The sequence below is a fragment of the Streptomyces muensis genome (genome assembly GCF_021474425.1).
GTDB lineage: Bacteria > Actinomycetota > Actinomycetes > Streptomycetales > Streptomycetaceae > Streptomyces > Streptomyces muensis.
Genome location: NZ_JAKEIP010000040.1, coordinates 13,594 through 32,780 on the forward strand (window position 1 = coordinate 13,594; position 19,187 = coordinate 32,780).

Below are 19,187 nucleotides of genomic sequence, written 5' to 3' on the forward strand. Positions count from 1 at the left end.
CGATTGTCCCGTTTTGGTCATCTTCATAGCGGTTTACGGTGCCAGGTTCGGGTCGGCTAGTCGAGATGCCTTGCCGGTGCGCACCACCGCCATTGGTGTGGGGGTGGCTAGGCCAGCCACTCCGTGGAGATCTCCCGCTTGAGATACGTCCACGGGTCGTTGCGCAGCGCGGGCGGTGGTTCTTCGGCGTCGTACAGCGACCGGGAGATCTCCTGGCAGACGAACTGCGTCATGCCGAGCACCGTCATACGGAGGTCCTCCCAGCCCCGAGTACTGGCGACGACATCCACGAAACGTTCCCGGCGAGCGTCGTCCGTGACATGGGACAGCGCGTTACGACGCTGGCCGAACCCGCTGAAGTGCCGGTTGAGTTGGGTGCTGAGATGCTGCGAGAGCAGCGGACGTGACTCCTGGAGCAACCGCAGTATCGCCGGGCTGCCCTCATGGGCGTCCGGCTTGAGTGCCTCGGCTATCCCGTACCCGCGCCAGTACATGGACGTCTGCATCATCTCGGGCCACGGCTGCGCCATGCCTTCGAGGACGAGGACATGGTGCACCAGCCCCAGGAACGCCGACCTCAGGTTCACGTCGTCGGGCAGCTCCGCCGGAGCGACAGGCCACTCGTACGGCGGCACACCGATGATCTGGCCGAGGGTCCAGCCGACGATGACGGGGCTGAGGCTCGGGGGCAGGGGCGTCTTGAGGCCGGGCACTTCGGTGAGGGCCCGCTGGAGCACGTTCGTCGCCAGCGCGGAACCCAGCTCCCGGTCGTCGCCCGTGATGCGCAGGCCGGCCAGGATCCAGGTGGCCAACCGGGCGTGCTCGGCGCTCGGCACCACGAGGTCGCCGACGCCGGTGGCGTCGGTCCACTTGAGCTGTGCCTCCCAGTACGCGTCGTAGGCGTCGGCCGCGGTACCGAGCCAGGCATGGTCGTAGCCGATCTCGGCGAGGCGGTCTTCCAGGACCTCCTGGCGTGTCAGGTCCGCCGCCAGCAGCCGGTACAGCTCGGCGAACACGAGCGGCGAGAGGGTGCAGCTCAGTTCGTCCATAGAACCTGTTCCAGCTGATCGGCCAGGGGCACGGCCGGTTCGATGTCACCGTCGAAGTCGAGGGCCTCGCGAGGAACGGGGAAGCGCTCGACGTCCGAGCGCCGCAGCGACGGCACGGTCACACCCCGCAGCAGGATCCGCCGGGTCGCCTGGCCTTCGCGGCCGTTGAGGTAGTGGGCCAGAGCCGGTCCCTGTGTGGGGTCGAGCAGGCGCAGGACGAAGACATGGGGATCCGCCACACCCGGGTGCTGAGCGACCGTCGCGTAGGCGTAGTCGCCCAGACCCGCGACGAGGAGGTCTCCGGGAGCGATGACGGCCGTTCCGGCAGCCGCCGGATCGACCCAGCGTCGGATCGGCTTCCCGGCGAGGGCGCTCACGTTCACCACCGGCAGGGTGTCGGGCAGTGGCTCCGGGACTTCGGTGGCGCGGGTCGACCGGGACCGCGCCAGCTCCCGGACGAAGGAACCCAGGGGCTCGCCGTCCTCCAGCAGTTCGGGCCTGGGGGTCGCGAGCAGGATCGCCCAGTCGTTCCTCAGGCGCAGGTCCGCCGTGCGCCACCACGTCGACTCCGCGGAGGCCTCCGCGCGGTGCGTGCGCTCCTCGATCCGGGTCAGGACCTCATCCAGACGCCGGGTGTCCGACAACGGCGGCACCGGCAGTTCCATGTCGAGCAGATCCGACGCCTTCACGGCGCCCGTGGGCGAACCGGCCGCCAGAAGGGCCCGACGGGCGTGCCCGGTCCGGCTGTTCAGTACCCCCCAGATCCAGAGGGCGTCGGACGACGCGGCCGGACGCAGTGCCGTGAAGCGGGACGAGAACAGGGCGCCGTTCAGCCGTTCGTCGATGAGAAGGGCCGGTCCGGACACCGAGGGCGGGACCAGGACGTCACCAGGTCGCAGCCCGTGCCGGCCGACGACGAACGCACTGCCCTGGTACTTCGTGCTGCGCCGCCGGATCGCGCCCGTCGACGCCGCCAGGTTGGCGGGTGTGATGACGGGTGAACCGGCCCTCGTCACCGTGCTGGGCCGCGGAGTATCGGCAAGCTCGCGCACGGAGGCCAGCGGCGCTCGCGTCGGCCACTCGAACGCGGAGGCGGCCAGCCGGACCGGGTCCCAGCCGAGCCCGTCCCGTCGCAGGTCGACCACCAGAGACGTGCTCATGGCCGCCCCGGTACGCGCGGAGTCGCCGCGGGGTCGATGAACTCCAGTGCCGCACTCAGGGCGGCGCCCTCCGGCTCCAACTGGGTCTCCCAGTCCTCGCCGAGCTGGGCCACGAATGTCTCCGACGGTTCCGCCCTGTCGATCACCACGAGCACGGACCGCACTCCCGTACCGGACAGGGCGCCCCGCGGCAGTCCGATCAGGGCGGCCACGCGGAACTCACGGGCCAGAAACGTCCGGTACGACGCGTGGCGCTCCGCCGAGGTGAACCCGCTCGCCAGATGGAACACGGCACGCCCGCCGGCCTTCAACGCCCGCAGGACCCTGTCCACCGCCGCGACCTCACCGTCGGTGGTGGTGGACCCGTTCAGGAGCGCATGGCGGTCCTCCGACCGGACATGGAGCGGGGGAGCGGTGACGATGACGTCGGCTGCCGGGAAGTCCGCGCGGAAGGCGTCCGCCTTGTCGATCTCCACGGGCGACGGGGCGCCGTGACCGATTCCGGCCGCGAGGTCGGCGAGCCGCGGATTGATCTCGTAGCCGACGAACCGGGCCTGGACGCCTCGATCCGCGGCGCGGTCGAGGGTGGCCCACAGGAACGAGCCGGTCCCGCAGAAGGGGTCCAGGACCGTCCCGGTCAGACGCTTCTCCACCAGGGCCGCGACGGCGGAGGCGACCGCGGGGTGGGAACTGGAGCCGGAGCTGCCGCGTGAGGCGAACTCGATCAGCGCCTCCCGCTTGGCACGCCACAGCACGTCCGGCCGCACGGGGAGGAAGGCACCCTCCGGCAACTCGATACCGGGCCGCGCCGTCTCCGCCAGGATGGTTCCCGACGGAAACCCGTCGCCGACGCGCACCCCGGCGTCACGCAGACGGTTGGCCTCGAACCAGAGGCGCTGCACCAGCAGGGACGTCGCGAGCCCCTCGTCGGTGAGCCGGCCCTGCGAACCGTACGCGGGCGGCGTGGGACCGTCGACGGGCTCCAGGGAGCGGACGCCGCGGTCGGCCTTGAACCACTCGCCGTCGATGACGGCGTAGTGCTCGACCGTGCCCATGAGATCCCGGCTTCGCGCCAGTGCCGGAAGGGCGAACTCCGGCTGCTTGAGCCGGTTCTTGACCTCGACGACGGCCCAGGGCACCAGGTCGCCGTCGGCGTTGGACGCCCAAGCGAGCACATCGGGCCGGAAGTTCGGCAGCTTCTCGAGGCGCGGCTCCGACTGGAGAAGCGTGTAGCCCGCGGCGCGCAGCCTGGACCGAACGTCCCCCACCTTCACGTTCCTGTCCGACATCGTCCCCCTCTCCGGATCAAGCCGACCGCGAAAAGTATCGCTCCTGGTCAACGACCGCAACTCGCAGTCTCCGTGGCTGTGCGCGGCGCCTGCCTGCAAGGATCGAGTCAGGGGCGTCCCGCGGTGGCGTCACAGGCTCGCGAGCAGTCGGTCGAGGGGAGCGGGCACCTGCTCCGGTTCGAGGGCCTCGACGAGGAGACGGCCGTAGCGGATCTTGCGGCCCCGCTTCGTGCCGAGGAAGCGCCGCATCTGCTGCTGCGGGGGCCGGCCCTGCTGTGCCGGTTGGCGTTCGAAGATCCGCCAGGCCTGGAGGTCGCCCTCCGCCTGCACGATCCTCTCGACCCGGGGCACGCCCAGCGCGCGGATGAGTTCGTCCTCCAGGTCCGACACACACACGAAGACCCCGTGACGCGGCGCCCGGGCACGTTCGAGACCGCGGTCGTAGAACGGCTGCTCGCGCTCGTCGCACAGGCCGGCCAGGCGCAGCCCCAACCCGGTCGGCCCGAGGAGGCCGGCGTAGCGGCCGACGCTCATGGCTCCGCCCATCGGCAGGGCGCAGATTCCCTCGGCGGAAAGGTCCCGGCCATGGCGGGCGGCCAGTGCCTCCACGGCCGCGAGGTCGCTCGGTCCTTCCAGCAGCACCGCGGTCCGTACCCCCACGCGCGCGGCCAGCTCGCCGGCCAATGCGCCGGCCGGCCCGCCGGGACTTCCCGCCGCCCAACTGGTGACCGCGTCCCGGAACGCTCCCATGTCCGCCATGAGGCCGATTCTGCTCCAGCGGAAGCGGACGGGGCACCGAGTTTTCGCGCGCCGCGCCGCTCAGGGCGCCCTCATCCCGAAATCGCCTTACCGGCAAGGAAATTGACCGTGCATCATTTTTGAAAATCAAATACAACTTTGCGAGCTCTTGGTGTAGCTCCGACGCCGATTACGTGAGCCTCGTGAGCATCACAAGGTGACTGTGACCCCATCCGTAACAGCGGTCAGCGCACAGTCGCCGCACCCCCCACGTACGTGAGAGGCAACAACGATGACGATGAGCCGCGCACTGCGGTACGGCGGCCGCACGCTGGCGTTGACGGCCACCGCACTCGGGACGATCGCGGTGGCCGCCGTGCCCGCGGTGGCCGACGAGCAGCCCACCGCGGAGCAGATCATGGCCGACTGCGCCTCCGGGCAGGGCAAGTGCAGCTTCAACACCCCGGAGATCGGCGAGGCCTACCTCGGGGAGCCCCGTCAGGTCTCCGAACTGCTCTACAACTGCACGGCCTCACCGGCCTCCCAGTCGATGGCATGGGCCGACACCGTGGGCTCCTCCCACTCGGTGGGCGGCTCGGTCACCGTCGGCGGAGGCATCGAGGGCATCATCACCGCCAGTGTGACCGCGACGTACAACTACACCTGGCAGAGCTCGCACACCGAGACCAGCACCTTCACCGTGACCGTGCGGCCCGGCGAAGTGGGCTGGATCTCCCGTGCCCAGGTCATGCAGCGGATATCCGGCACCTGGCAGACCCACTACGACGACCCCAAGTGGGGCCACTACTACTGGTTCGTCCCCGACGTGATCACCGGCCCCGCCCCGAACGGCACGGACGGCAAGCACAACGCTGTCGTGGTCAAGTCCCGCAAGATGACGGCCGACGAGAAGAAGCTCTGCGCCGGCGGGTCCACCAGGGACGACGTCTTCACGCGCGGCGGCTGATCCGAGCGGAGCGGGAAGGCGCGCGGGTCCGATCCGTGCCGCGTGGGCGTGTAATGCGCGTGTGCAATTGATCTCCTCCGGGTACCCGGAGCCGGACCCGCGCCAACCCGCACGCGAGAAGGGCTGCCAGGCATGCACATCGATCTCAGGGGCCGCACCGCCCTCGTCACCGGATCCACCCAGGGCATCGGCGCGGCGATAGCCGCCGGGCTGGCCCGTGCCGGGGCCCGGGTGGGTGTCAACGGCCGCAACCCGGAGCGGGTGGAGCGCAGCGTCGCCGAGCTGGCCCAGGCGGTGCCCGGAGCGGCCTGGGTGCCGGTCCCGGCGGACGTGACCACGCGGGAGGGCGCGGACACGGTGGCCGAGACGCTGCCCGACGTGGACGTCCTCGTCAACAACCTCGGCGTCTTCGGCGCCGCCGACCCCCTGGAGATCAGCGACGACGAGTGGCGGCGCTACTTCGAGGTCAACGTGCTGTCCGCCGTACGACTGACCCGGCAGTTCCTGCCCGGCATGACCGAACGCGGCTGGGGTCGCGTGCAGTACATCGCCAGCGACTCGGCGCTCGTCACCCCGGCCGAGATGATCCACTACGGCATGTCCAAGACGGCGCTGCTCGCGGTCAGCCGGGGCTTCGCCAAGCAGGCGGCCGGCACCGGAGTGACGGTGAACTCCGTCATCGCCGGGCCCACCCACACGGGCGGAGTCGAGGACTTCGTCTACGAACTGGTGGACCGCGACCTGCCCTGGGACCAGGCCCAGCGCGCCTTCATGCGTGAGCACCGCCCCCAGAGCCTGCTGCAACGGCTGATCGAACCGGAGGAGATCGCCCACATGGTGGTCTACCTCAGCTCCGACCAGGCCTCGGCCACCACCGGCGGGGCGCTGCGCGTGGACGGCGGCTACGTCGACTCCATCCTGCCGTGACCGGGTGACCACCCAGGGGCGACTGTCGCATGGTTTGTCTTCCCGCGGCCGCGGCACTCGGAGTCGGGATCGTTCCGGCGAGGACGGGCGGAGACGGCAGAGGACGGGCGGAGACGGCGGAGGACGCGCGGAGGCGCGGAACAAAGGGCGGTCGATGACGACGATCGGCGTGGAAGAGGAGTACCTGCTGCTCGACCCGGCCACGGGCCTGCCGGTACCCCTGGGGGAGGAGGTGCTGGGCGCTGCCGGGCTCGGCCGCCTCGCGGCGGACCGGGAGGTGCAGCACGAGCTGCTCCAGGCGCAGGTCGAGGTGGCGACCCCGGTCTGCGAGACGCTGGAGGAGGCCGGAGGCCATCTGCTGCGTCTCCGGCAGGCCGTCGCGATGGCCGCCGAGGAGCACGGCTGCCGGATCGCGGCCTGCGGGGCCTGGCCCCTGCGCCGCGGTCGTCCCGTGGCCGTCACCGACGAGGCACGCTATCGGGCCATGGTTGTGCAGGCGCCCCAGCTGGTGGCGGAGCAGCTGGTCAACGGCATGCACGTGCACGTCGCCGTACCCGGCCGCGAGCAGGGCGTACAGGTCCTGAACCGGATCCGGGCATGGCTGCCGGCCCTGACCGCCATGTCGGCGAACTCCCCGCTGTGGGACGGCCAGGACACCGGCTTCGCGAGCTGGCGCACGGTGATCTTCGGCCGCTGGCCGGTCAGCGGCATGCCGCCGCCCTTCCAGGACGCCACGGACTACGACCGGCGCATACGGCGACTGCTGGACGCCGGCCTCATCGCCGACATGGGGCAGGTGTACTGGCAGGCCCGTCTGTCGGACCGCTACCCCACAGTGGAGGTGCGGTGCGCGGACGTCCAGCTGAGCGCGGACGAGGCGGTCATGCTCGCCGGGGTCGTCCGGGCCCTGGTGCGGACCGCCCTGAAGGAAACGGCCGCGGAGGCCCCCGTGCCCGACCACGACCCAGAACTGTTGCGGGCCGCCATGTGGCACGCCGCCCGCCACGGTCTCGCCGCCACCCTGGTCGACCCCGGCGGGGCGTCCCGGCGCGCCGCCGACGTGCTCCACGAGCTCCTGAACCACATCGCCCCCGCGCTCGACGCATCCGACGACACCCGGCAGGTGACGGCCTTGACCGACCGCCTCCTGCGCCACGGGACCGGCGCGGAACGCCAACGAGCCGCCCTCGCCGACGGCGGCCTCCGGGCCGTCACCGACCTGATCAGCATCCGCAGCACCGTGCCGTGACCCCGGACGCAGGCGGCACCGCCGCCCCGGCTACGACGATTCCCGCCGCGCCGCCGTCCCCACCGAGCAGTCGAGAATCCGCCCGTCCACGGTGCCGACCAGCAGCCGGCCCGGATCGCTGAGTTCGAGGGAGAGCGCTACGACGCTCTGGCCGCCGACTTTCAGGTGTCGCCGCCAGTGGACGGTTCCGTCCGAGGCGTCCAGGGCGACCAGTTCGCCGGTGTTGAAGGCGACGTACACGGTGTCCTCGTCGCCGTCCACGGCAGTGGCGGGGTACTTCGCGGTGAACACCCAGCGGACCGCTCCGTCCGTGAGGCTGCGTCGTACGACGAACGCCGTCTCGCCGAGGCCCGCCTGCGCGGTGCCCGTGTGCACCAACTCGCGGCACTCCGGAGGACCGAGCTCGATGCCGGGGCCGCCCTGGAGATGCCTGGGCGGCGACTGCCAGTCGAGCGGGAACAGCCGCTCGGACACGGGTTCGCCGTCGGGATCGATGGCGACGACCCACTTGTCCTGTGACGGCACGCGCTCCTTGCCGTCGAGGAAGAGCAGCCGACTGCTGTGCCGAACGGGGAAGGGGTGGTTGTAGGGACTGAACTCTCCCAGGCTCGTGGTCGCCCGCGGGGTGTCCTCGGCGGGCGGTATCAGGGCGACCGGCTGCGGCTGAGGCTCGTACTGCCTGTTGGGGGCCGTCGAGCGGAGCGCGAGCCAGCCGTCCTGGCGGGTGGCGATCGTGACGGAGTGGCCGACGGCCACCGTGCTGAGCGTCCTGCCGTCCGCGAGGGAGATCCGGGTGACGAACGGCGGCTCGGCGCCCTGCTCCCGGCCCCTCCAGGTCTCCCGCTGTCGCGCCACGTTGACCCAGGCGTCGCGGTCCCGGACGACCAGCTGACGCCCGCCCACCTCGTCCGCGACGCGCCAGTCCATACGCCCGTCCGGCAGCCACGCTTCCGCGAGCACCCCGTGCAGACACGCCAGCACACGACCGTCCGGCAGACCGTGGACGTCCCACACCTGCCGGCGGGTTTCCCCGCCGGACTCGCCGGCCAGCCGCTCGACGGTCCGGCGCGCTGCCTCGTCGGACAGCGCGGACCGGTCGAACTCGACCCACGTCCCGGCCAGTTCCTTCTGCTGCACCGAACCCCTGGGCGCGGCAGCCCAGTCGGGCCGTTCGACGATGACGTCGTACGCGTGCGAGTCCAGTTCGTCGGGGTCGTCGTCATCCGTCGCCGCGACCATGAGCCGCAACGCCCGCGCACTCTCCCACTGCACCCGCAGGACCTCACGAGACCGGCGCATCATCGAGCGCGAGCGCCCCGACTCCAGGTCGATCAGCAGCAGTTCGCCTTCGAAGGTGTACTCCCCGTCGTACGCGCCCGTGCCGACGGCCACGAGCGGAAGCGTCGGATGGACGGCGACGGAATGGACGGGCAATCGCGACTCCACGAGCAGACGGCAGCGCAGATCGTCCGTGCCGTAGACGCCCACCCGGTACGGCTTCCACCCGTACCCGGCGACGCCGCACCCCGACCAGCTCAGGCCCCCCAGGCCGCCGGCCACGACGGCCATCCCTCGTTCCTCGCTGACGGCGACGGCCGACGGCGTTCCGACCTCGGCGAAGGGGCGGTCGCCGAGGACCCGGCGAACGGTGGGAGAGTCAGGCATTCGGCCATGATCGCTGATCCGGGCCGAGCGGCCCACGGTGGGGTCGGCCCCGGCCGGTACCGGCCTTCGGGCGAATTGCGCGCCGACCGCGTGGCCGGACGCCCGGCGGGTGGTACCGGCATGAGATGTCCACGCCCCCTGATCCGCCCGCTCCGCCGTTCGGACGTCCGAGCGGCGGGGAGGCGCGAGTGCCGGACGCCCTGCGGACCGCCGCCGCCTACGCATGGCGGATCATCGCCGTCGGCGTCGTCGTCCGAGTGGTCTTCTCCGTGCTCGGGCAGTTTCACCGGATCGCCGTCGCCGTGTTCCTCGGACTAGTCATCACGGCTGTGCTCCGTCCCGTGGCCGGGCTCCTGACGCGTGTGATGCCCCGGCCGCTCGCGGTCGCCACCGCGCTCATCGGCGGCATCGTCCTGGTCCTCGGCGGACTGGCCCTGGTGGGCGAGATCGTGGCGGACCAGCGCAGGGGGCTGGAGAACGAGTTCGTGGCGGGCATCGACCGGATCGAGCGTCGGCTGGAGGAGCCTCCCTTCCGGCTGCCGCCGGACGCCTTCGACGATCTCCAGTCCCGGATCGGCAAACTCCTGTCGAGCCACCGCTCCACTCTCATCAGTACGGCACTCAGCGGCGTGAGTCGGCTGGTGGAGGTGCTGACCGTGCTGGCCCTGGCGCTGTTCTGCGCGGTCTTCTTCACGCACTCCGGCGACCGGCAGTGGCAGTGGCTGTGCGACCAGCTCCCCGCCGCCGCGCGGCAGCGCTGCACGGTCGGCGGCGCGGCCGCCTGGCGGACCTTCACGGGGTACACGCACGGCATCCTGCTGGTGGCGGGCACCAACGCGGTCCTCGTGGGCATCGCACTGTTCGCACTCGGCGTGCCACTGGCAGTGCCGCTCGCGCTGCTGGAGTTCGTCGCCGCCTTCATCCCGTTGATCGGTTCGCCGATCGCCCTGGCCGTCGCGGCCGTCGTCGCGCTGGCCACGAAGGGACCTCTGATCGCTCTGCTGGTCGTCGCCCTGGTCGTGGTCATCGGACAGATCGAAGGCCACCTCCTGCACCCCATCGTGATGAGCTGGGCCGTACGGCTGCACCCGGTCGTGGTCGCGCTGGCGGTCGTCGGTGGCGCGGTCGCGGCGGGGGCGATCGGTGCCGTGGTGGCCGTACCGCTGGTGGCCGTGGCGTGGTCGGTGTACCAGGCGCTGCGGAGCCGGTCCGCCGACGTGGTGTGAGCCGGACCTGGGTCAAGGGCACAAGGGCACCTTCTGTCCTGGTCGCCCCTGCCCCTGCTGCCCTCGCGCCTGGGGCCGTCCCCGCCCCCTACTGCGGCTGTGTCGCGATCTGGATCAGGTTGCCGCAGGTGTCGTCGAGGACGGCGGTGGTCACGGGGCCCATCTCCAGGGGCTCCTGGGTGAAGCGGACGCCGAGGCCGCGCAGGCGCTCGTACTCCGCGTTCACGTCGTCGACGGCGAACTGGGCGAGCGGGATGCCGTCCTCGGTGAGCGCGTCGCGGTAGGTCCTGGCGGCCGGGTGGCCGAGGGGCTCCAGGAGGAGCTCGGTGCCGCCCGGCTCCTCGGGCGAGACGACGGTCAGCCACCGGTCCTTCTCACCCACGGGTACGTCGTGCTTCTTCACGAAGCCGAGGATCTCGGTGTAGAAGTGCAGGGCCTTGGCCTGGTCATCGACGAAGACGCTGGTCAGATGGATTTTCATGGGGTGCTCTCCTCCTGGTCGGACGTGTCGGGTGCGAGCCACCGATCGGTGATCTGCCGCAGCGGCGCCGTGTTCAGATCGTGGAACTTGTAGCGGCCTTCCCGCCTGGTCTCGACCAGCCCGGCGGCCTCCAGCACGGCCAGGTGCTGGGAGATCGCCTGGCGTGAGATACCGAGCCGATGCTTCATGCTCAGCCGTGAACAGATCTCGAACAGTGTCTGCCCGGATTTCTGTGTGAGCTCGTCGAGGATGGTCCGGCGGGTGGAGTCGGCCAGGGCTTTGAAGAGGTCATCGGCCACGTCCACAGCATAGGCAAGTGAACGCTTGCCTATCAACCGGAGGTGCGCCGCGGCGGCCCGAACGCGACGCCCGCGTGCTTGTGTGAGCCCTGTACGCGCCCCCCGGCGGAGGGATTGTCTTACCGCGGAGCGGGTGGCCGAAATGCGCCGCCTGTCGCCTCCAACCGACTCTTGAGGGAAGGCAGGGTGGTGAGCGTGCTGTTGCGTCTGCCCACGTCTGTGTCCGATGCGCAGGAGTGTCTGGCCGAGGGGGCCGTGCCGATCGGCGGGGCCACGCTCCTCTGGGCCACTTGGCAGCGGGACGGTTTCCCCAAGGTCGCCATGTCACTGCGGGAGTTGCCCGAGGCCAATGTCCTGGAGCGGGACGCCGTGGGCGGCGCCGTGGTGCTGCACCGAATGGACGACCGCGTCCCGGACGCCCTGCGCCTGGCCGCCGCCCAGGTGGGCACCGGCGCCGTACGGCGGAGCGCGACGGTGGGCGGCAACATCGTCGGCAGCACCCTTCGCTGCCTGCTGCCCGCGGCCATCGTGCTGGACGCCAGGGCGAGGGTCCTGGAGCCCGACGGCGTCCGCGAGACCGACCTGGGTGAGCTGACGGCCAAGCGCCCCGTCCTGCTCAGCCTCCGCTGGCGCGAGCCGGTCGCCAGCTCGTTCAGCAAGCTGGACGGCGAGGCCGGCGGACCGCCGCCCCTGGTCGTCGCCGCCGCGGTACACGCCGACGACGCCGGTCACCGCCGCCTTCGAGTCGCCGTCCGCGACGGCTACGACGTGCTCAGCGCAAGCGCCACCTGCGCCGCCGACGCCGAGCAGACCCTGCACGCGCTACGAGGCACGGAGCTCATCGACCTCTCTTCCGCCGCCTGGGACGTCGTTCGCTCGAAGGCCGCCGCCCTGTTGGGGTGACATGAGTGGTCACTCGTCCTGAGGGGGCCGCTCGGGCCTGACGAGGCGGAAGCGGGGTGCCCCGGGTCCGGACTCCGGTGACGAGTGCGAGTCGGACTCGGCGGGCGCCCCGGGTGCCGGCGGCGGTGCGAACGCGTCCGGCAGCGCGGAGAGATCGACCCGCTCTCCCCGTTCCACGACGACCCCCTCGCCGACCTCCACGATGCGCCGGGCCAGATGGAGCACGGCCTTCTGGTAATCGTTGCGGAACGAGCGGAGCTTCGCCAGGCCGTACAGGCCGAAGGTGCGGTATCGCTCCCCCAGTTCTGGGTGCATGAACTGCACATCCCTGACGGGTAGGGGGAGTTGGCTGTCCGGCACCGGGGACCACAGCGCCGGGACGATCCCGCTCGGCAAGCCGCGGGCTCCGTCGCCCGGATGGCGCGCCTGGCGCCTTGTGAACGCGGTCCACTCCTTGCCGCACCAGGGGCTGACGAAGTAGCGAGGGGAGTAGAGCGGTACGAACACCCGGCAGGTGGCAATGGCGTCGGAGAGCTCGCTGGTCCAGACCGCCCCCGCCCGCACCGACCGGTCCATGAACCCCGCTGAGCCCCAGGGCACCACGGTCATGCTCCTGATGTGCTCGCACAGATCGCTGAAGAGCCGGGTGACCCACAGGTTGGGATCGGAATCGTCCGAGTCGTCCCGGGGTATGTGGGCGTAACTCAGGAAGAAGTACGGAGCGGACTCTCCCGACTCCTCGTACGAGCTGACTCCATGGCTCGAGAGGGATGGTTCCGGCATGGCCCGGCCCAAGGCCGAGATCGCCCGCCGGTAGGTGATGGCCAGCTCCGGCCGCCCCAGTTCCCGGGCCAGGGACTCAAGGAGGCGTTGCAGCTCGGCGGAGTCGCCCGAACGGTCGACGACCCTCTCCTGTGCCGCCACCTGGCTGAGCAGGTCCGCCGCCCGCTGGGCGTCGGCGGACCCGGAGCCGGCGGCGACCGCGTCGTCGACCCAGTCCAGACGGGGGCCGTGGATACGGTCCATGAACGCGTCCAACTGCCGCGTCAGCGAGCTGAGGGAGGCCTGGCGGCCCATCTCGGCGGGTCCTCGGGCCGTGGGCCCGGCCGGGGCGGCGCTGCCCAGCGGCAGGTCGGTGCGTGCACGCAGCGCTCCGTGCCGGTCCGAGATGAGAGCCGCGCCCGCCTGGACCTCTCTGTGCTGCCGCGCGAGGTATTCGGTCACATAGTGCTGCGTGGCGCGTTCGTCGGAGCGCCGCACCAGTTCCCGCAACGATTCCGCGACGGCGGGAGGGAACGTGAAGGAGCGCCGGTCCCACGGCATCGCCTCATGGGGGAGCGGGTCGGCCTCGTCCGCCGTCACGGGTTCGTGCGGCGTCAGCATGCCCGCCAGAAACACCTCGGCCAGATGCTCGGGACCGGACTTCGGCACCGCGGCGCGTTGCACCAGCCGCATCAGTGGAACCGTCAACGAGCTTCCCGCGCACGCCAGATGAGCGGCCAGGAGACGTGCGTCGTCCGACGCCAGGGCGAGGAACTCCTCGAGCGCGTCCTCCTCGGACACCACGGCCGCCTCGTCGCCCGGCTCCACCGCCGGCCGTGAGCGCAGCTGCTCAGGGTCGTAGAAGTGGAGGGCGTGCTCACCCGCCGGCGCCCCGACCAACTGCGCCCAAGCCCGGGCCGATGAGCCACGCATGATGTCGATCACCGGGATCGGCGGTGAGGGCAGGGGCAGGATGCCCCGTGGCAGTCGGGGGTGGCGCAGCCGGATGTGGTGATTGGGAACGGCGGGGCGCGGGGCCGAGGCCATCAGCCGCACGGTGGGCAGAGCCGTGCCCGGCCACATGTCCTCGGGCAGCACATGGAAGATCGCGGCAGGCCCCTTCGCCGCCCAGCGCAGCGCGTGTTCCTGCGCCATGCCGCTCTGCCAGGTCGGCCCCACCCCGTCGGTGAGGACGAGCACGAGACCGCGGTCGCCAGCGGCGGGCTGAGCCGTGGGAGCGTTGTGCCGGAACGGCTCGGCAGTGAAACGGATCTGCTCGGGATCGTCGGTGTTCATGCCCAGGAGCCGCGTGCGACGGAACGCCTTGAGCCGGTGAAACTCCTGGTGCAGTTCCTTGGCCACGTCATGCCATACGGCCATGGAGATGCCGTCGTCGACGATGAAGGTCAGGTCGAGCAACGGCTCGCGCGTCGGGGTGAGGATGATGTCGCGGAAGCCGTCGGCGAGTGCCGCCACCGTCGCTGCGATGTCGAGGTGGAAATGGGTGCGTGAGCGGACCGTGGAGCGCAGCGGCCGCAGCGCCCTGGCCATGCCGCGGGCGTCGGCGAGCGCCCTCGGTGTGGGGATACGCGTCGGGGAGACGGCCACGCCCGCCGTCCCCGACCAGTCCACCGAGGCGTAGAGGACACGGCTGTCGGCCTGCTCCGGCCCGGTGGCCTGCCCGCCGTCGCCGTCACGGCCGAACCCCGGCGAGCCGGAACCTCCCACCGGCAAGGGCCCGTCGCCGAGCGGCCGCTGGAGCGCGCCACGCCGTGGCTGCACCGCCAGCCACAGGATGTCGGCCAGTTCCTCCGGCGTCGGGTCGTAGCCGGCGGAGGCGAGGACCGCGCGAAGCGCAGCGATCACGGCGCGTCCGTGTTGTCGAGCGGCCGGAGCACGACGTCGAGGACGCGCGGATCGAGGTGGACAGTGCTCAGCCGCAGATGAATGGCGTTGAGCAACTGGTCTGTGGCCAGCCTCCCGTGGCGTCCCGCCTCCCCGAACTTGTCGATCATCTCCTCCACGGCGGCCAGCGTGTCCTCGTCGGCGCCGCTGAAGTCCTCCCCGAACTGGGCTTTGACCACGTCCTTGAGATGATCGGGTTCCGGATCCCGCAGGTCCAGGCGCACACAGCGCCGCAGGAACGCCGGAGGGAAGTCCCGCTCGCCGTTGCTGGTGATGACGACGACCGGGAATTCCTGGCAGTACACCCATCCGTCGACCACGGTGGCCGAGGACCCGGCGGCATCCGACGAGGCCTTTGAGGGTTCGTCGCCGGTGTCCGGGGCCTGGTAGGGAGCGGGGCGGGTGAGCGAGACCCGCGCCGTGCGGTCACCGGTCTCCAGAGCCTGTCGGCTCAGTTCCGGGATCTCGAAGGCGCCGTCCTCGAACACGGTCAGAAGATCGTTGGGCAGATCGATGTCCCCTTTGTCCAGTTCGTCGATCAGCAGGACACGGGGGCTGCCGGCCGCCGACGCCAAGGCGGTGCCGAGCGGGCCCAGGACCACGTACTTCTCCACCGGGAGACGACGACCCGAGTGCTCGGGCGCGGTGGCGTCCCGGAGACGGGCCACGGCGTCGTAACGGTAGAGCGCCTCCGTGAGGACCGAGCGCGAGTTGACGGGCCAGTGCAGTACGTCGCCGAGGCCGAGGTCGTCCGCGAGCGCGTACGCCAGGGACGACTTGCCGACTCCGGGAAAGCCGGTGACCAGCAGCGGCCGCCGTAGCTGGAGGGCCGCGTTGACGACATCGGTGTCCTCGGGCCTGATCACATAGGCCGGGCGCTTCGGCCGCTGGGGCCCGAACCGCCGCCAGGGCGGGCCGGGAGGCAGCCGCACCGGGAGCGTGTCATGAGGGTCACCGAACAGCCCCTGCGGGGAATCGGAACTGGTCACGAGCGAGGGATCCTTCCGGGAACGCGGGGGCGGATCCGTGGGGGCAGACGGCCCGGATCGTCCCACAGGAGAACCAGATCTTTCCGGCTGTGCGCGCTCGCCTCGTCCGCCTCGCCGCGCAACTGCCGGACCTCCTCCGGCAGATGGCCCGGATGAACGATCGTCCGCAGATCGGCGAGGTCGTCCTCGCGCCGCCGGCCGTCGATACGGCGATGCCATGTCATGACGGGCACTCCTGCCTCGGCGCAGTAGGCGAGCGCCGGAGTGAACTCCAGCCAGGTGCCGGTGAGTTCGACGCACCCGATGTGCGGCTGCTTGTCGAGGGCCGCCTTGAGCGCCACCAGATCGTTCGCGTCCTGCCGCAGCCAGTGGTGGTCGCCGGGAGCGCCGTCCCGGTGGCACGCGTCCCATCGATGGCGCCAGGGCGTGCGCCGTCCGGAGCAGCGGACGACGACCGTCGCGATCTGGCCCAGCGGGACGCCGTCCACCTCCCGATGGCACACGGGGACGCGCTCGACCTGGAGCTCCAGCTGGTTGTGCGGCAGGAAGAACTCCACACCGAGGTCGATCTGCCCTCGCGCGCCCTCGTGCCGCATGTCGATCAACGGCTCGATCAGCTCCGCCAGGGCCAGCTGCGTGTGGCGCCAGGTGGAGAACTCCGCCCCGGACGGGCACGGCAGGGCCTGCGGGGGTCCGCTGACAGGATCGATCAGCCAGGCCGAGTGGACATAGCGCGCGCATCCGGTCCGGGCCTCCGGATCGTCGACGTCGAGACGCACCAGCAGCCAGGCCTTGCTGCCGCGCCGGCGCACCGCCTCACGCCGCACCGTCGCGAGCCGGGCGGCCAGGGCCATGCCGTGCCCGGTCCGCCGAGCCACCCGCGTGCCCCACTCCGCAAGACCCGCGACGTGGTTCGCACGTGCCTCCGCCTCGGCGGCCAGCAGCGAGGTGAAGCGCAACAGCGGGGGAATGGCCCCGGTGTCCTTGCGGCACCCGGCGGCCTCCAACGAACGCACCAGCGCATCCGTGTCCACGGCCGCAGCGACATGATGGCGCAGCCTCCTGTCGTACAGCGCGGTGGCACGGACGTCCGGCAGCCCCGGGGCGGACAACAGACCGACGAGGCGGGAGTGCTCCTCGCTCGTCAGGAACTCGTTGGGACGCAGGTCCCGCCCCGCCTCCCGGACCGTGCGCAGGGCCTCGTCGTCGACCCGGGCCTCCGGCAGGACGGCCAGCAGGTCGAGCAGGGTCGGCACCCCGTGCGGCGTCCGGGCCGCCGCTGTGACGATCTGCTGCGCCGTCGGCTCCCGCGCACCCACGCTCACCGGCACCACGACGGGCACGCGCTCCTTGAGCCGCGCGGCACACGCCTCACGCGCCGCCCCGTCGGGCAGCGCCGCGTCCAGGAGCGCCGCCAGACGCTGCTCCTCCACCGTGGGCGGCACGAGGAACTCGCCGGTGGCCACGGTCCGCCCGTCCCAGTTACGCCGTAACAGACTCGGCTTCTGCCAGGTCAGCTGCTGCTCTCGCAGTACCTCGAACTCGGCGTCGACGCGGTCGCTGACCCGGTGGAGGTCCGGCAGGACGTCGCGGGTGCCGTCGTCGAGGAACCGCAGAAGAGCGCGAGGGAAGAGACTGGCGGCCGCACCCCGTCTCTGCCCGTCCCGTGGTGCCACGCGTGCCCGCTGGCCCGTGCTGCACGCGTGCATGACGAACAGACCGCGCTCGGTGACATAGCTGTGCCGGACACCCACCTCGACCTTGCTGATCCAGTCCTCGCGCGGCTGGTTCTGGCAGGCGTTGACGGCGACGGCCACCTTCGGCACCCCCCTGCCCTCGCGCACTCCCACCCGGGTGGACTGAAGAGCGAGCTGCAGCGCGTCCACATCCACCACCCGCTTCGTGTCCACCGAACTGTCGGACAGCACCAGCACATGACTGCCGCTGCTGTCGATCAGGCCGTGACCGGACCAGAACACCCACAGAAGGTCGGCCTCCAGGTGCCGCAAGCCCTCCTGCAGATGACGTGACACGACAGCGGAAGAGGCATCCTGAGACCGCACACCCGCCGGGAGAAGAGGGGCGTCCTCCGGCCCGGGCAGACTGGAGTCGAGCGGGGAGGCGAAGAGCGTGACATTCGTGTCGGGCACGTCGCACGTGTCGACCAGCCAGGAGATGAACGCGCAGGCGTCCGCATAGGGGCCCGAGACGTTCCACTCACTGTCCTCGTACTCCTCGACGGCGACGACCAGTGCGTGCGTACGCCGTGGATCAATCACGTGGGGCATCGAAGAGCTCTTTGTCGAGCCATTGGTAGAACGGCGCGTGATCCCAGTAGGCGGAGTGCGCGCGCAGCAGCGGGCGGCGCGTGTTGAACGCGACGTCCCTGACCCGGTCGGCGCCGAACACCCCGGCGCCCACGTAGGCGAGCGGGTCGCGAGGGTCGTACACGTTGAGCCAGCGCTCCGGGAAGAACGACGGCAGCGGATCACCGAAGGACAAGGAGCTCAGCGCGTCCAGCTCGTACAGGAACGGAGCCTGCGATCCCACCGTCACCACGGCCTCGACCCGGTCGCGGTGGTCCTCGGTGGCCAGCAGGTCGACACACGCGACGCCGCCGAGGCTGTGAGCGAGGACGACCACCGGCGGGGGCGTCTCCCGCAGCACCTCGGCGATGTGCCGGCGCAGCCCCTCACCCCGGGCCTGATAGCGCAGGATGTCACCGATGGGCGGCGCGGCCTGACGGCTGAGGTCGGACCGGCGCCGGCGCACCCGCCAGGAAGCCGTCCACTCCGCACTGCGCCAGAACGGCAGCCACACCGGCCGCGTCACATCGGAGACGATGCCGAGCGCCGCACCCGGCTCGCCCAGCGCCCTCAGCACCACCTCGAGCAGGGCGTCGAGCGCGTTCCCGTCGAGGCTCGCTCCCGCGGAGTCCCATCGCCGATCCGCCGAGGCGAGCGCCGCCGCGATCACGGCACGCGCCGCGACCTGACGCACCGTCGACAGCGGTGCCGTCGACTCCCGCAAGGTCGTCGCCAGGATGCCGGACACCTCGTCGGCCGCGCCTGCGAGTTCCTCGATCAACAGCCCGTGCGTGTCGGCTGTCGCCCTGACGGCGGCGTCGTCGCGCAACTTGTCCAGGCGGGGACACAGGTCCTCCGCCGGTGTCACGTCCAGGGGCACGTACTTCGCGCCGCGGCGCGCGTCCTCCTCGGCCAGCAGGAGCAGTTCCGCGAACGGGTCGGCGTCCAGCAACGCCCAGGACGCCAGACGTACGTCCTCGGCAGGCCGGCCCGGATCCGGTGCCCGCGCCTCGTCCTCCCCGGCCCGGGGCGGCATAGACGCGCCGTCGCGGTGGAGACGAGCGCCGTGCGCATCCCCCCAGAAGCAACGCACCAGCTTCAGATCGCGGTTCAGCTTCGCCAGGTTCCCCGAGACCAGATCGAAGAGCGAGGCATAGCCGTCTTCACGGACACCTGTGCCATGCACCAGAACAACGCTCGTCATACAACCCCCCGTGGCCGTCCCCTTGCGGTCAGTGTGGCAGAGCCACCCTCAATCCGACCCCCACTGGA

General features: G+C 71.2%; 16 protein-coding genes. 5 read left to right on the plus strand and 11 right to left on the minus strand.

What is annotated here, in order from left to right; translation table 11 throughout:
• Positions 1-107 precede the first annotated feature (107 nt).
• From L0P92_RS13465 to L0P92_RS13480, 4 genes are all read right to left on the minus strand, one after another.
• Positions 108-1,049 carry a hypothetical protein gene (locus L0P92_RS13465; RefSeq protein WP_234762819.1) on the minus strand — a complete coding sequence of 314 codons (942 nt, stop codon included), beginning with the start codon at positions 1,047-1,049 and terminating at the stop codon, positions 108-110.
• On the minus strand, positions 1,037-2,209 hold the full coding sequence (locus tag L0P92_RS13470) for a hypothetical protein (RefSeq protein ID WP_234762820.1): 1,173 nt from the start codon (positions 2,207-2,209) through the stop codon (positions 1,037-1,039). The genes L0P92_RS13465 and L0P92_RS13470 overlap by 13 nt, the downstream gene beginning before the upstream one ends.
• Positions 2,206-3,477, minus strand: a complete 1,272-nt coding sequence (locus L0P92_RS13475) for an N-6 DNA methylase (protein ID WP_234762821.1) — start codon at positions 3,475-3,477, stop codon at positions 2,206-2,208. Before L0P92_RS13475 ends, L0P92_RS13470 begins: the two co-directional genes overlap by 4 nt.
• Before the next feature lie 150 nt (positions 3,478-3,627).
• Positions 3,628-4,257 carry a TOPRIM nucleotidyl transferase/hydrolase domain-containing protein gene (locus L0P92_RS13480; protein WP_234762822.1) on the minus strand — a complete coding sequence of 210 codons (630 nt, stop codon included), beginning with the start codon at positions 4,255-4,257 and terminating at the stop codon, positions 3,628-3,630.
• 277 nt (positions 4,258-4,534) lie between these two features.
• Here L0P92_RS13480 and L0P92_RS13485 point away from each other — a divergent pair, with 277 nt between their 5' ends.
• The 3 genes from L0P92_RS13485 to L0P92_RS13495 all read left to right on the plus strand — a co-directional run bounded on the left by L0P92_RS13485 (position 4,535) and on the right by L0P92_RS13495 (position 7,379).
• Positions 4,535-5,203, plus strand: coding sequence for a hypothetical protein (locus tag L0P92_RS13485; RefSeq protein WP_234762823.1), 669 nt, complete (start codon positions 4,535-4,537; stop codon positions 5,201-5,203).
• A 132-nt stretch (positions 5,204-5,335) separates the two neighbouring features.
• Positions 5,336-6,130, plus strand: a complete 795-nt coding sequence (locus L0P92_RS13490; RefSeq protein WP_234762824.1) for an SDR family NAD(P)-dependent oxidoreductase — start codon at positions 5,336-5,338, stop codon at positions 6,128-6,130.
• Between the two features lie 154 nt (positions 6,131-6,284).
• Positions 6,285-7,379: a carboxylate-amine ligase gene (locus tag L0P92_RS13495; protein ID WP_234762825.1), complete on the plus strand. Its 1,095-nt coding sequence runs from the start codon at positions 6,285-6,287 to the stop codon at positions 7,377-7,379.
• 30 nt (positions 7,380-7,409) lie between these two features.
• Here L0P92_RS13495 and L0P92_RS13500 read toward each other — a convergent pair whose 3' ends face one another.
• A complete protein-coding gene (locus tag L0P92_RS13500) occupies positions 7,410-9,044 on the minus strand; it encodes a PQQ-binding-like beta-propeller repeat protein (protein ID WP_234762826.1) in 1,635 nt (544 codons plus the stop codon).
• A gap of 125 nt (positions 9,045-9,169) precedes the next feature.
• On the opposite strand from L0P92_RS13500, the gene L0P92_RS13505 reads away from it, so the two are divergent.
• Entirely contained in the window at positions 9,170-10,270 is a 1,101-nt protein-coding gene (locus L0P92_RS13505; protein ID WP_234762827.1) for an AI-2E family transporter, read from the plus strand.
• An 88-nt stretch (positions 10,271-10,358) separates the two neighbouring features.
• Here L0P92_RS13505 and L0P92_RS13510 read toward each other — a convergent pair whose 3' ends face one another.
• Positions 10,359-10,751 carry a VOC family protein gene (locus L0P92_RS13510; RefSeq protein ID WP_234762828.1) on the minus strand — a complete coding sequence of 131 codons (393 nt, stop codon included), beginning with the start codon at positions 10,749-10,751 and terminating at the stop codon, positions 10,359-10,361.
• Positions 10,748-11,050: an ArsR/SmtB family transcription factor gene (locus tag L0P92_RS13515; RefSeq protein ID WP_234762829.1), complete on the minus strand. Its 303-nt coding sequence runs from the start codon at positions 11,048-11,050 to the stop codon at positions 10,748-10,750. Before L0P92_RS13515 ends, L0P92_RS13510 begins: the two co-directional genes overlap by 4 nt.
• A gap of 195 nt (positions 11,051-11,245) precedes the next feature.
• Here L0P92_RS13515 and L0P92_RS13520 point away from each other — a divergent pair, with 195 nt between their 5' ends.
• Complete coding sequence (locus L0P92_RS13520; protein ID WP_234762848.1) at positions 11,246-11,953, plus strand: FAD binding domain-containing protein; 708 nt, start codon at positions 11,246-11,248, stop codon at positions 11,951-11,953.
• A gap of 9 nt (positions 11,954-11,962) precedes the next feature.
• Here the strand turns inward: L0P92_RS13520 and L0P92_RS45220 are convergent, their stop codons facing one another.
• The 4 genes from L0P92_RS45220 to L0P92_RS13540 are packed head-to-tail and all read right to left on the minus strand — an operon-like array spanning position 11,963 to position 19,119.
• Positions 11,963-14,581 (minus strand): TIR-like protein FxsC, encoded by a 2,619-nt coding sequence (locus L0P92_RS45220; RefSeq protein WP_234762830.1) that lies wholly within the window; start codon positions 14,579-14,581, stop codon positions 11,963-11,965.
• Positions 14,578-15,609 carry an AAA family ATPase gene (locus L0P92_RS13530; protein WP_372497253.1) on the minus strand — a complete coding sequence of 344 codons (1,032 nt, stop codon included), beginning with the start codon at positions 15,607-15,609 and terminating at the stop codon, positions 14,578-14,580. The genes L0P92_RS45220 and L0P92_RS13530 overlap by 4 nt, the downstream gene beginning before the upstream one ends.
• Positions 15,606-17,897 carry a VMAP-C domain-containing protein gene (locus L0P92_RS13535; protein ID WP_234762831.1) on the minus strand — a complete coding sequence of 764 codons (2,292 nt, stop codon included), beginning with the start codon at positions 17,895-17,897 and terminating at the stop codon, positions 15,606-15,608. Before L0P92_RS13535 ends, L0P92_RS13530 begins: the two co-directional genes overlap by 4 nt.
• A complete protein-coding gene (locus tag L0P92_RS13540; RefSeq protein ID WP_234762832.1) occupies positions 17,881-19,119 on the minus strand; it encodes an esterase/lipase family protein in 1,239 nt (412 codons plus the stop codon). Before L0P92_RS13540 ends, L0P92_RS13535 begins: the two co-directional genes overlap by 17 nt.
• Between the last annotated feature and the right edge of the window lie 68 nt (positions 19,120-19,187).